At 70.2% G+C, this 12,698-nt stretch carries 9 protein-coding genes and 1 pseudogene; 6 read left to right on the top strand and 4 right to left on the bottom strand.

The genetic code is table 11. The features are described from left to right. Positions 1 to 262: 262 nt before the first annotated feature. From GWK25_RS12540 to GWK25_RS12520, 4 genes and pseudogenes are all read left to right on the top strand, one after another. Complete coding sequence (locus GWK25_RS12540) at positions 263 to 772, top strand: SigE family RNA polymerase sigma factor (RefSeq protein ID WP_374105890.1); 510 nt, start codon at positions 263 to 265, stop codon at positions 770 to 772. 203 nt (positions 773 to 975) lie between these two features. Beyond that, positions 976 to 1,494, top strand: a complete 519-nt coding sequence (locus GWK25_RS12535; RefSeq protein WP_215457342.1) for a SigE family RNA polymerase sigma factor — start codon at positions 976 to 978, stop codon at positions 1,492 to 1,494. After that, entirely contained in the window at positions 1,481 to 2,206 is a 726-nt protein-coding gene (locus tag GWK25_RS12530) for a hypothetical protein (protein WP_215449948.1), read from the top strand. The genes GWK25_RS12535 and GWK25_RS12530 overlap by 14 nt, the downstream gene beginning before the upstream one ends. A gap of 144 nt (positions 2,207 to 2,350) precedes the next feature. Next, positions 2,351 to 2,626 (top strand): annotated as a pseudogene (locus GWK25_RS12520) (hypothetical protein); the annotation flags it as partial. Between the two features lie 278 nt (positions 2,627 to 2,904). Here the strand turns inward: GWK25_RS12520 and GWK25_RS12515 are convergent. Beyond that, entirely contained in the window at positions 2,905 to 4,671 is a 1,767-nt protein-coding gene (locus GWK25_RS12515) for a DUF2264 domain-containing protein (protein ID WP_215449947.1), read from the bottom strand. A 308-nt stretch (positions 4,672 to 4,979) separates the two neighbouring features. Then, positions 4,980 to 6,023 carry a rhamnogalacturonan acetylesterase gene (locus tag GWK25_RS12510; RefSeq protein ID WP_215449946.1) on the bottom strand — a complete coding sequence of 348 codons (1,044 nt, stop codon included), beginning with the start codon at positions 6,021 to 6,023 and terminating at the stop codon, positions 4,980 to 4,982. Between the two features lie 191 nt (positions 6,024 to 6,214). Between GWK25_RS12510 and GWK25_RS12505 the strand changes: the two genes are divergently transcribed. Further along, complete coding sequence (locus tag GWK25_RS12505) at positions 6,215 to 7,834, top strand: rhamnogalacturonan lyase B N-terminal domain-containing protein (protein ID WP_215449945.1); 1,620 nt, start codon at positions 6,215 to 6,217, stop codon at positions 7,832 to 7,834. Positions 7,835 to 7,841: 7 nt separating this feature from the next. Here the strand turns inward: GWK25_RS12505 and GWK25_RS12500 are convergent, their stop codons facing one another. Then, positions 7,842 to 9,254, bottom strand: coding sequence for an RICIN domain-containing protein (locus tag GWK25_RS12500; protein WP_215449940.1), 1,413 nt, complete (start codon positions 9,252 to 9,254; stop codon positions 7,842 to 7,844). Between the two features lie 11 nt (positions 9,255 to 9,265). Then, complete coding sequence (locus tag GWK25_RS12495) at positions 9,266 to 10,348, bottom strand: family 43 glycosylhydrolase (protein ID WP_215449938.1); 1,083 nt, start codon at positions 10,346 to 10,348, stop codon at positions 9,266 to 9,268. Positions 10,349 to 10,573: 225 nt separating this feature from the next. Here GWK25_RS12495 and GWK25_RS12490 point away from each other — a divergent pair, with 225 nt between their 5' ends. Next, complete coding sequence (locus tag GWK25_RS12490; RefSeq protein ID WP_215449936.1) at positions 10,574 to 12,691, top strand: autotransporter; 2,118 nt, start codon at positions 10,574 to 10,576, stop codon at positions 12,689 to 12,691. The last annotated feature ends 7 nt before the right edge of the window (positions 12,692 to 12,698 follow it).

Genomic DNA, 12,698 nt, shown 5'->3' with positions numbered 1-12,698 from the left:
TGCCCGACTGTCGCTGCCCGCCTCCGGGGGACCGGAGGGGTTCTCGCGTCGGGCTTGTGTGGTCGACGCCGTAACGCCACCGCGCCATGGAAAAGGCACTGGCCGTGCTCGTTCCCTGCACTCTCCTCATGTGATGCGCGCCACAATTCGCGCGGTCCAGGCGGCCGTACCCCGTCCCCACCCGGTTACAAGGCTGGAGACACGCGGCGAGGGCCGCACCCCCGACCGGCGGCACAGTGGAAGAAGGGCGCAGCGCATGCAGATGAGAAGTGCACCGGAACGAGCGTTTGACGATTTCGTGAAGGCCCGCCGGTCGGCGCTCCTGGGCTACGCGGGCTCGCTGGCGGGCGGGGACCGCCACGCAGCCGAGGATCTGCTGCAGGAAGCACTCGTCAAACTGTGGCTGGCCTGGCCGCGACTCGGAGACGGAGCGCCGGAGGCATACGCCCGGCGGATACTGATGCGTTCGGCCGCACGAGCGGCCAAACGATGTTGGCGGGGCGAGTGGCCCACGGAGAGGCTGCCGGAACTCGCGGCGACGGCCGACCCGGCCGTCCTGGTGGAAGACCGCGTTCGGCTGGAAGCCGCCCTGGTCCACCTGCCGCTGCGGCAAAGGACAGCTGTGGTGCTACGGCACTACTGCGATCTGCCGGAAGGCCAGGTCGCCGAGAACCTGAACTGCGCCCGGGGGACCGTCTCGTCGCTCGTCTCGCGGGGCGTGGCGACCCTGCGTTCGCTGATCGTCCCCACCGTGGCGAGCGTGCGGGCGTGAGCAGCGAACTGACCGGCACCGCCATACTCCGCAGACCGGAGGCGTTCGCCGCAGGTGGAGCAGGACGAGTCGCCGTGTGGCTGGCACAAGGCGCCCAGGCGCTGGCCCGCGCCGAGGCGACCGGCTCACCTCTCCCGTCGGCCGACCGCGTCAAGGCTCAACGAAGGGGCCGGGGGCGTCATGGTGACAGGGCGTCGGTGTCCGTGCGGGATTCGTCGTCGGACTTCGAGGAGTTCGTGATCGCACGCGGTCCACGGCTGCTTCGCGCGGCGTGGCTGCTGACCGGCGACGCCCACCTGGCGGAGGACTTGGTGCAGACGGTCCTGGCCAAGATGTGGCCCAAATGGCCCCGGATCGCCGAGGACAACCCGGAGGCGTACGCCCGCAAGGCCTTGGTCAACACCTTCTCGTCGTGGTGGAAGCGACGCTGGCGCGGCGAGGTTCCGCACGGGGAACTGCCCGAGTCCGCCACCTCGGACGTGTTCGCGGACGTCGACCTGCAGCATTCGCTCGCCGCTGCGGTTCGTGCGTTGCCGACCCGGCAGCGGGCGGTGGTCGTTCTGCGCTACTTCGAGGACCTGAGCATCGAGGAGACGGCCAGGATGCTGGGTTGCCGACCGGGCACGGTCAAGAGCCAGGCCACCAAGGCGCTGCATGCGCTGCGCGGCGTGCCGGCCTTGAACACTCATGGGAAGGGTGGTGAGCAGGGTGCACAACTCTGACGGGAAGGACTCGCAGGAGCAGCAGTTGCGCGAACTCCTCGAACGCACCGTGCCGCTTCTGCAGGCACCGCCAGACCGTATGCGCCAGGTCCACCGGCGGGTGGTGGCGCGCAGCCGGCGCCGTAAGGCGGTCGGGGCAACCGTGACAGGGGTGACGGCGATTGCCTTGCTCTACGGCACCCTCGGCTCACAGCTGTTCGGTGTGCACACGTCTCCCCGAACTCAAGTCGGCTCCCCCTCGTCCGAGGAGTACCGGATCAACCTCTCGGACGGAACACTCGGCGTCGCCCTGCCCCACGGCTGGTCTGTGCGTGATCAGGCGGACCGGCCGAACACGGCCACTGTCTTCGTCGCCAACCGGCCCTTGGGTGCGACGAAATCCTGCCCGTCGACGCCTGTTGGTGAGTATGACTGCGCACCCCTGTCCACTCTCGCAGAGGGAGAGGCGCTGATCTCCTTCCGGCTGACGGAACGTCCACAAGCCATAGACTCGGGGACGAAAGTCGAGCCCAGCCCGTACTCCAGCCCCGGCGAGGGCTGCCGGTCACTGGGAGGGGATCAGGAACTGGTCCGGCGGGGCTGGACGGCCCGTCCTGACGAGGCATCATTCCCCGTCGACGCCCACGTCTGCCTCAGAGGTGCCTCGGCCGCGACACTCACCGAAGTCGCAGGGATACTCGACACCGCGACCTTTGATCCCGGGCGGGCATAGTGCATGGGCCCCTGGATGCGCCGGTGCCCGTAGCTGTGCGTGATCGGCGTCGACGACGCCCTCACCACGTCCAGGTCAGTGAGTGCGAGCGATTGACCGGCATCAGGAAGCGACGATCAGCCCATCACCGTGATCTGCCGGACGGGCCCGCTGCCCGACGACATCACCGTGCACCTGGACGCCGGCCACGACTCGGGCATGACCCGCACCACCCTCGACGAACGCGGACTGCGCTTCGCACGCATCGACCGCGTTCGCACCGTGCTCGCGGCCGATGCCGGCGGATGGGCGGACATCGCCGCGACGGCCGGCTACTATGACCAGTCCCACATGACGGCCGAGTTCCGCCACTTCATGGGTGTCCCGTCGGCCGAGTTCACCGCGGGTCGGCGCCCCGCCGCGACTTCGTGCACTGCTTGAGTCGGTGAGCAGGCGCGGCCCTCGGTAGCGGTGGCGCAGACGTGGGGCAGGGCCGAGACCTCTGTGATGACTCGGCCGACGGCGTACTTCATCGTCCCGAACATGCTCGAACATGTGGGAACGGGTGGGCCCCCGATCCCTCGTCGATCAGTTCGAAGCCTGCGCGGCCATCTCCTCTGATGCGGCCTTCCCTGCAGAGGACGGGTGGCTGGTCGTTTCCTCCGGGGCGGGACGCCGACCCGGGCGTACGCATCCGTCATCCCGTCCTGTACGACCTCTCAGCGGGGCTGCACCGACCACGAGGACGCTGAGGTTCGCCCGTCCGACGCCGTGGCCGCGCGGTCGAAGCGGAACGCCGCCCGCTCGCCGTCGGCCCACGTCACGACCACGTCGTGCGCCCCCTCCACCGCCACGGACACCAGGTCCGTGAGCGGCAGGGGGTCGGGGTCGGCGGTGAGCCGGGCGACAGCGACGAGGAGAGTGGGGTCCTCCGTCGTCCGGCCGGCACGTCCGGACCCGTCCGCCTCCTCCGGGCCCAGGCCGTGCACGGGTGCGAGTTCGGCCCGTACGCCCTTCGCCGCCGCCCACCCCGTGACCCGCACCGGGGTGCCGGGTGCCGCGCCGCTCACCAGATGGGCACGTACCTCGACCGCGCCCCGGGCCACGACGAGGCTGGTGACCCGCACACCGCTGTCGCCGACCGCGTGCCGGGACGCGGCCCACCCCTCCCCCACGCCCAGCGGCTCGATGCCGACACGTCCCGCGTCGCCGTCGACGATCACGCTGTTGTCGTACGTCCCAGCCGGCTGCGCCAGGGGCACGGGCTCCGTCACGGTCGAGTACGCGAGGCGGGTGTAGAAGGGGTCGTAGCGGACGTCCTCGCTGCCGTGGTTGTGGAGGCGGACCAGGCCGTCCGAGCGTGTGGACTGCAGCAGCCAGTTGGGCGGGCCCACGGGGCGCAGCTCGTCCTCGCGCTCCACGGGACCCGGTTCCTCGGTCGCCGTCCACACCTCGTGGTCCGGCGGCAGGAGCAGGCCGAGGAAGCCCTTGCTGGCCCAGTACGGGGAGGCCGGCCCCGAATAGCCTTGCAGGACACCGGGTTTCGGGCCGTGCCAGCCCAGGGACAGCAGGCCCCGGTCGTCCACCGCGCCCCGGTCGAGGAAGTACTTCAGCGCGCCGGAGGCCAGCCGCCGTGTCTCGCCGGGCGACAGGGGCGTACGGCCGGTGAGAGCGCCCAGCCAGAGGGGGACGGTCGTCGCGAAGCGGTAGGTGAGGGAGCGGCCCTGGTGGAGCGGGGCACCGTCGCCTCCGAACAGGCGGGCGTAGTCGCCGAGATGGGCCGCGAGGCGGTCGCCGTAGCGGGCGAGAAGGCGGTCGTCGTTCGCGAGCCAGGCGTGCAGCACCGGGTAGAGGTGCATGGCCCAGCCGTTGTAGTAGTCGAACTTGCGGCCGTCGCCGTCGGTGTACCAGCCGTCGCCGAGGTACCACTGCTCGATCCGGTCCAGGCGCTGCTCGACGACCCGGCGGGACAGCTCCGGTTCGTACCCGATCTCTTCGAGGAAGCCGCCGACGGTCACCGGGAACAACTCCCAGTTGCAGGGCCAGGGTTCGGCGGTCAGCGCGTCGCCGAGCCAGGCCGCCGCGCGCTGGCGGACGCCGTCGTCGAGGCGGTCCCAGAGCTCCTCGCGTGTCACGCGCAGCGCGAAGGCGATCGACGCGGCCTCGACGACGGGCTGGCTACGGTCCTCGATGCGCGGCCAGACGCCCGAGACGCCCGCGGCCAGGCCGTCGGCGTAACGGGCGAGCGCGGTCTCGTCCCGGCGGAAGGCGGCGAGCAGGAGGGTGCGGGCGTAGCCCTCCAGGCCGTCGGAGAGCCGGCCGGACCAGCTGGTGCGGTCGCCGGGCAGGTCGTAGAGCGCGCCGTCGGCCGTCGCGTACGGCTCCACGGCGGCCAGCAGCGTGTCGGCTGCCGCCTCCCAGTGGGCGCGGGTGTAGCCGGTGTACGGGCTGAGGGTGCGGTCGTCGTGGGGCTGCTGCGAGGGCATGCGCTGCGCTTTCTGCTGTGGGTCGAGGGCGCCTGGTAGCTCGGGGGTGCGGGTCGGTGGGCGGGTGCGGGTGCGCGGGGCTTCTCGCGCAGTTCCCCGCGCCCCTGAAAAGCATGGGCTACGACCTGTGCTTTTCAGGCCCGCAGGGCCTGGGTCTTCAGGGGCGCAGGGCCTGGGTCTTCAGGGGCGCAGGGAACTGCGCGAGCAACCACGACGCACCCGCAGCCGACGACGCACCCCACGCACCCCCACCCACACGGCCCCAGACCTGGGGCGCCCCGGTTCCGGTCGGGACGCCCCAGGCGTCTCTACCCCACCCTGGTCCGCCCCTCGGGCACCAGCCCCTGGGCGACGAGTCCGTCACGGACGAGGCCGGCGTACACCGTCGCCCCGTGCACGGACGTGTGGGTGTTGTCGCGCTTCTCGTTGTAGAGGTACAGCGCCTTGGAGCCCTCGGTACCCAGCGACTCCACGAGCGCCTTCGTCGCGGCGGTGAGGTCGATCAACGGCACCCCGCCCGCCGCGGCGACCTCGCGCGTGACCGCCGGATGGTCGACGCCGAGGCCGTTGACCAGCAGGGCGGTGCCGTTGTTCAGGGTGCCGTCGGCGTTGAACCAGCGGCGGACGATCGGGGTGACCAGGACCGGTCGGCCGCCCTTCTCGCGGACGCCCGCGACCAGGGTCTCCAGGTTGGCCCGGTAGGTCGCTCCGTCGGTCTGCTTGTCGTTGTGGGCCAGCTGGATCAGGACCAGGTCGCCCCGGCGGATCCGCGGCTGGACGGTGGCCCAGAGCCGGGAGTCGGCGAGGTAGGACACCGTGCTCTCGCCGGAGTCGGCGTAGTTGGCGACCGAGAGGCCCTTGCGCAGGTACTGCGGGAGCTGCTGGCCCCAGCCGGAGTAGGGGTCGCCGGGCTGGTCGCAGACCGTGGAGTCGCCGACGAGGAAGATCTGGCGGGCGCGCTCGGCCGGGGTCACCCGGATGTCGGCCAGTGCGGGCGCCGCGCCTGCGACGAAGAGGTCCAGACCGGGTGTGCCGTCGGCTCCGGTCGGCTCGCCCTCGGGGGTGCGGACGTTCACGGTGAAGCTGCGGGAGACGGAGCCGGCCTCCGTGGCCGTCTCGGCGAGCAGCGTGCGGCGACTCTCGCCGGTGACCTTCGTGCTCGCCGCGCTCTCGCCGCCGAGGCGGACCGTCACGTCGTACGTGCCGGCCGGGACGTCGAAGTGGCAGGCGTTCGCGGCGCAGTTCTCCAGGCCCGGTACGGGGCGGCCCCGGTGCGCCTCGGCCGGTGCGGCCGCGAGGACGGTGCCCAGGGTCGCGGCCGCCGTCAGCGCGGCGACGGTGAAACGTCTCATTGCGGCTCCTCGAAGGGGTGACATGACCCGGCGGCTGGACGGTACATCGTTAGACAAGCGCTTTCTAGATGTCCGGCCACTTTCACAAGATTGTCAACTTCCCTACTGCGAAAGCCCTTTCGGGAAAACGATTCAACTGTCACCCTCCGAATCACCCGCACTCCCCCCACACACCTCCGAGGAGCCACCCCATGTCCGGATCCCCGCACCGCGCGACGCTCGGCCGACGCGGCTTCGTCGTCGGTACCGCCGCCACCGCCGCCGGCGCCGCGCTCGCCGGGCCGCTGGCCGGCACCGCGAGCGCGGCGGCCTTCGGTTACACCGACGACGGCACCCACTACGTGATCGACACCGGCGCGAACCTCGTGTTCAAGGTCAGGAAGAGCAACGGCGACCTGTCGTCGCTGGTCTACCGGGGCGTGGAGTACCAGGGCTACGGCGGCATGAACTCGCACGTCGAGTCCGGCCTCGGCACCTCCACCGTCACCATCAGGCAGTCCGGCTCGACGATCCTCGTCTCCGTCGCCCACGGCACGCTGCGGCACTACTACGCGGCCCGCAGCGGCGAGAACAACGTCTACCTGTGGACGAACAAGGCCGACACCTCGGTCTCCGCGACCCGCTTCATCGTGCGCGTGAAGGCGGGCCTGTTCCTCAACGACCAGCCCGACTCCTACACCTACGCGCCCACCACCATCGAGGCCTCGGACGTGTTCAGGAAGTCCGACGGGCAGACCCGCTCCAAGCACTTCTCCAGACTCCGGGTCATGGACTACGACTACGTCGGCTGGTCGGCGAACGGCGTCGGCCTGTGGATGGTCCGCAGCAACCACGAGAAGGCCTCCGGCGGCCCCTTCTACCGCTCGCTGCTGCGCCACCAGAGCGCGGACGGCGGCGGCCTCTACGAGATCCTGTACTACGGCCAGAACCAGACCGAGGAGCAGCGGTTCGGTCTCCAGGGTCCGTACGTCATCGCCTTCACGGACGGCGGGGCGCCGTCCTCGTCGCTGTTCCCGGGCACCCTGACCACCCCGTGGGCGGACTCGCTCGGCCTGTCCGGGTACGTCCCCGCGAGCGGCCGGGGCCGGGTGGCGGGCGTCGGCATCACCGGACGGAACACGGCCTACGCGTACACGGTGGGGCTCGCCAACTCGGCTGCCCAGTACTGGAGTTCGGCCCGCGCGTCGGACGGCTACTACTCCATTTCCGGGGTGCTCCCGGGGACGTACACCCTCAGGGTCTTCAAGGGTGAGCTGGCGGTGTACACGACCTCGGTGACGGTCACGGCGGGCGGTACGACGACGCTGAACTCGATCGCGATCCCGTCCACCAACGACCCGTCGAACGCGTCCGCGATCTGGCGGATCAACGACTGGAACGGCACGCCGAGCGGCTTCAAGAACGCCGACCTGATGACGTACGCGCACCCGTCGGACACCCGGGCAGCCGCCTGGACCGGCAATGTGGTCATCGGCAGCGGGACCGAGACCTCGGCCTTCCCCTGCTACCTCTGGAAGGACGTGAACAGCGGGCTCCTCGTCTACTTCCGGCTGACCGCGGCGCAGGTGGTCGTGAACGACACCTGGACCTCGGCGATCCCCTCCCCGCCCACCCAGCCGAACACCCGCTCCCTGACGAACGGGTCCTACCGGGGCAACAACCACACGTTCACCTACAGCGTCCCGGCGTCCGCCTGGCTGACGGACACGAGTCGGTACAACGTGCTGCGGATCAACGTGGTGAGCGGTTCGGGGACGACCTCCTACCTCAGTGCGGGGACGGCGGTCGACGCGATCGACCTGTTGAGCTGACCTTTCGTCATGTGCCGCGGGTCCACTGCTGGTTGGTGCCGCCGTTGCACGTGTACGTGATGAGGGCGGCGCCGTCGGCGGTGGACCCGCCGTTGACGTCCAGGCACTCGCCGGTCGCGCGGGACCTGACGTTCACGTAGGAGCCGGTGGTGGTGAGCGAGAACTGCTGGGCGGTGTTCGAGGAGTCGCAGTTCTCCTGGGTGACCGTGTTGGCGTTCTCCTGGACGCACAGGGAGCTGTGCCGGGTCGTCAGCTGGTAGTAGCCGCTGCCGACGGACTTGAACCAGTACTTCTGGTTGTTGCCGCCGTTGCAGGCGTACTGCTTGATCTGGGCCCCCGGCCACTGCGACTGGCCGGTGACGTCGGCGCACCTGGACGAGTGGCGGGCGATGAGCGTGTGGTACGTGGCGCTGGTGCCGCTGATCGTGCCGGTGGCCGTGTCGACGGTGAGCTCCGGCGACCAGGACATGGACATCGTGGTCGAGGTCGGGAAGGTCAGCGGCAGCCAGACGTAGCGGGAGTCGTTGACCGTGCCGCCGAAGGAGTTGCCCCAGCGGTCGCCCAGGTAGAGGTAGGAGGTGGTCGAGGTGCCCTGCACGGGCAGGACGTACGCGGTCTGCGAGCCGAAGGTGGTGGAGTCGCCGACGTTGGCCATGGCGGTCCAGGGGCCCGCGATGCTGGTGGCGGTGGCGTACTGCTGCTGGTTGGGGTTCCAGCCCGTGGCGCCCGACGTGAGCATGAAGTAGACGCCATTGCGCTTGAACAGGGCCGGCGCCTCGCGGTGGCCGCCGTGCCAGGGGTCGGCGACGAGGGCGGCGATGCCGGTGTAGTCGGCGGTGAGCCGGTAGATCTGCAGGTCGTAGTTCTCGCGGGCGGCCGAGATCATGTAGCCGGTGCCGTCGGTGTCCACGAACGTGGTGATGTCACGGGACATGTGGGTGCCGAGCGGGCGGAAGCTGCCCCGCCAGGTGTAGTCGCCGTCGACGGTGTCGGAGACGGCGACGGCCGCGCGGGCCTCGCTGTAGTCGACGCCGTTCTCCTTGTGCATCCACATCACGTACTTGCCGGTGGCCGCGTTGTACATGACCTTCGGCCGCTCGATGTTGGCGGTCGCCAGCTCGGGGTCGGTGGCCTCGGTCAGGACGTTGTTGCGGAACTCCCAGGTCTTCAGGTCCGTGGAGCGGTAGGCCGACACGTAGCGGAAGGTGTTGTCGGAGTTCCGGTGCTCGCCGAACCAGTAGTAGTACGAGCCGACCTTGACGACCCCGCCACCGTGGGCGTGCAGGGGGTTGCCCGAGGTGTCCTTGAACTGGATGCCGTTGGGGACGGTCTGCGGTGCCGCCTGGGCGGGGCCGGCGGTCACGAGGGCGCCGGCCAGCGCCAGACAGAGCGCGAGGAGCATCGCGTACGCACGTCTCATCTCTGCTCTCCTTACCGGGCGTTCGGGGCGGGTGAGTCGGCCACGGGGACGCCGAAGTCGGGGGTGCCGTCGGGGTTCCAGCCGAGGCGCTGGATCCGGGTGTGGCGGTTGGGGTCGTTGAGGGGGTCGCCGACGATGTCCTTGTACTGGCGGGCGTGGTAGACGAGGACGTCGGTGCACCCGTCCTCGGCGACGGTGAAGCTGTTGTGGCCCGGCCCGTACTGCTTGGTGGTGTCGTTGCTGGTGAAGACCGGGGTCGGGGACTTCGACCAGTTGGCGGGGTCCATGAGGTCGGCGTCCGCGTCGACGGTCAGCAGGCCCATGCAGTAGTTCGAGTCCGTCGCGCTGGCCGAGTAGGTCATGAAGAGCCGGCCGTTGCGCTTGATGACCGACGGACCCTCGTTGACCTTGAAGCCGATGACCTCCCAGTCCAACTCCGGTGTGGTGAGGCGCACCTGAGGTCCCGTCAGGGTCAGCGGGTCGGCCATCCTCGACAGCCAGACCGCCGTGTTGTTGTTCATCCCGGGCTCGTGCTGTGCCCAGGCGAGATAGCGGGAGCCCCGGTGGGTGAAGGTGGTGGCGTCGAGGGAGAAGGTCTCCCAGGCCGTCTTCAGCTGCCCGCGCTCGACCCAGGTGCCCTTGAAGGGGTTCGGGTGGGAGTTCTCCAGGACCCAGATGCGGATCGCCCAGATGTCCTCGGCGGGGGCGGAGGCGAAGTAGATGTACCACTTGCCGTCGATGCGGTGGATCTCGGGCGCCCAGATGTGCGCGCCCATCACGCCCGTGGCGTGCTTGCGCCAGATCACGGACTCGGCGGCCGTCGACAGACCGCGCAGTGTGCGGGACCTGCGCAGGATGATCCGGTCGTACTCGGGAGCGGTCGCGGTGAAGTAGTAGTAGCCGTCGGTGTGCCGGTTGATGTGCGGGTCGGCGCGGTTGCGGACCAGCGGGTTGGCGTACGGCGGCCTCGCCGCGCGCCGGGAACCGGCGTGGGCGGCGGTCGCGGGCACCGCCGTGAGGGCGCCGGCGGCCAGGGCGCCCTTCAGGAGCAGCCGACGGTTCGGGGATTCGGGAACGGCGTGGTCGCGACCCATGGGGCGGTGGCTTCCTCTCGGAGGGGGGAACAAAAGGAAACAGAAATGTTCGACATATCGCACAAGATCTTTCATTCCGAACGCCGAAAAGGTAAGGGCGTGTTACGGGGAGGTCAACGGGTTGCGCGTGACCAACACAAGCTCACAGCAACGGGACCGGGGTACGGCGAGATGTCTGTTCGAGATTTCTGTTATCGGCGCGGGCCCCGGACCGTCCCCCATGACGTGCGCACCCATATCCACAAGACAGCGTCGGCCGCCGGAGCCCTGGCGGTCACCGCCCTGATGCTCGGCGCCCCGACGGCGACCGCCGCCGGCCCACGTGACGCGACCGCCGACGTCCTGGCCGGGCGGGACGTCACGCTCGCCGGCGACACGGTGGTGACCGTGCCGTCCGGGACGACCACGTACGACGGCGTGTTCAGCGGCACCGGCACACTCACCGTGCGGGGCAGCGGGACTCTGATCCTCACCAGGAACAGCGACTTCACCCTGCCGAAGTCCCGGCAGCGGCAGCGCGTGCGCGTCCTCGGCGGGAACCACCCGTACGTCACCGTCACCCGCCCGGACCCGCCCGCCGTGACCGTCGCGAAGGGCGCGACCCTGCAGTACGGCAACAGCGGCTCGACCGGCGTGATCGGCCACTACCCGTACGACACCCCGGCGTTCCGGCTCAACCAGAACAACATCCGGGTCGACGGCACCCTGCGGCTCGCCCTGAAGGACGTCGCATACAACCTGGGCACCATCAGCGGCTCCGGCCTGGTCAGCCAGCCGAGGTTCCTCTGGGCCACCTGGAACCTGTCGGGCACCCACCCCTTCACCGGGGTCATCGACAACGGCACCCAGGTGAACGCCGGAAGCCCGGAGTTCGCGACCTCGCTGCCGAACGCCCGCAAGGTCCTCAACCAGGGCACCTGGACCGTGGACACCCCACTGGGCCAGACCGTCACCCAGCAGATGGACTTCTACCAGCGCGAGTACGGCAGCGACATCAACGTCCAGTCCCGGCCGGGCAGCAAGGTGGTCCTCACCGGCCAGTACAGCTGGTCGAACCAGGGCGGCGACACCAATCCCTCGCTCAGCGACCCCGCCCTGAACTGGACGCCCGCACGCAAGAACGTCAACAAGCGCGGCACCAACATCAAGGGTGCGAACGTCCAGTGGGGCGACGGGACGACGAACAAGATCTTCATGCCGGGCACCGCCGAGACGGTCTACATCAACCTCCTCGCCGCGCGGTCCCGTTCGCTGCTCACCTTCGACTACAACGGGCCGGTCACCCTGGGCGCCCCCATCGGCGGCGGCGTGTTCCACGACACGCTGGCCGCGCCCGGCGCCGGGGACATCGTCATCAAGGGGACGAAGGGCAACGACGTCACCTTTGCCGCCGTGCAGTACTACAACGGCTCGACCACGGTCGAGAAGGGCGCGGTGCTGCGGCTGGGCAGCGGCAGGTCGGGCGGCGACGGCGGGCTCTACACCAAGGGCGACCTGTACAAGGTGGTCAACAACGGTCGGCTGGTGGTCCGGAACGTCGCCAAGCCCGTCACGCTGCCCAAGATCAGCGGCAGCGGCTCGCTCACCCAGTCGGGCGCCGCGACGACGACCCTGACGGGCGGCGGGGTGACGTACACCGGGACGACGACCGTCACCAAGGGCACGCTCGCGCTCCGCTCGGGAGCGACCCTGGGACGCAGCAAGGCGATACGGCTCACGACGCCCGGGGCGAAGCTCGACGTGGGCTCGGCCGGCCTGCGCGTGGCCCACTCGCTGTCGGGCAAGGGCACGGTGAAGGGCTCGGTGACCAACGCGGGCGCCGTCGTGGCCGGTCTCACGGTGACCGGGGGCTACACCCAGACCGAGCAGGGCGAACTGGTGCTGCGCGAGAAGCCGTTGAAGGTGAAGGGGGCGGTGAGGCTCGCCGGTGGGCTGGACTTCGCGGCCCTGGGCGCGGTCGGCGGGCCCGGCGAGAAGATCACCGTGATCAACCGCACGGGCAAGGGCAGGAACGTCGGCACGTTCACCGGTCTGCGCGAGGGCGCCGAGGTCAAGCTGGCCGACAGCACCTACCGGATCCGGTACAACGGCGGCGACGGGAACGACGTCGTCCTGACGCAGGTGAAGGGCAGCCCGTCGCCGGCCGTGAAGGCAGCCGACGCGGGCTCCGGCCCCGGGGCGCGGGACCCCCGTACACAGAACGCGAGTGCCTCCGCCGACGGCGTCCTCGGCTGGTGGCCGTACGCCCTCGCCCTCGGCGGCCTCACCGGGCTGCTGGTGCCGGTGGCCAGACGCCGCGGGAACAACCGGCGCCGGGGCGGCCGGCACGCGGCCACCGGCTGAGCCCGAC

It is taken from the genome of Streptomyces sp. ATCC 21386 (genome assembly GCF_018728545.1).
Taxonomy (GTDB): Bacteria; Actinomycetota; Actinomycetes; order Streptomycetales; family Streptomycetaceae; genus Streptomyces.
This window is presented reverse-complemented; position numbering and strand designations above follow the sequence as displayed.

Coding starts and splice junctions, on each gene's coding strand:
- GWK25_RS12510 (WP_215449946.1), bottom strand. CDS start 6,023: ATGAGACGTTTCACCGTCGCCGCGCTGACGGCGGCCGCGACCCTGGGC.
- GWK25_RS12515 (WP_215449947.1), bottom strand. CDS start 4,671: ATGCCCTCGCAGCAGCCCCACGACGACCGCACCCTCAGCCCGTACACC.
- GWK25_RS12505 (WP_215449945.1), top strand. CDS start 6,215: ATGTCCGGATCCCCGCACCGCGCGACGCTCGGCCGACGCGGCTTCGTC.
- GWK25_RS12500 (WP_215449940.1), bottom strand. CDS start 9,254: ATGAGACGTGCGTACGCGATGCTCCTCGCGCTCTGTCTGGCGCTGGCC.
- GWK25_RS12495 (WP_215449938.1), bottom strand. CDS start 10,348: ATGGGTCGCGACCACGCCGTTCCCGAATCCCCGAACCGTCGGCTGCTC.
- GWK25_RS12540 (WP_374105890.1), top strand. CDS start 263: ATGAGAAGTGCACCGGAACGAGCGTTTGACGATTTCGTGAAGGCCCGC.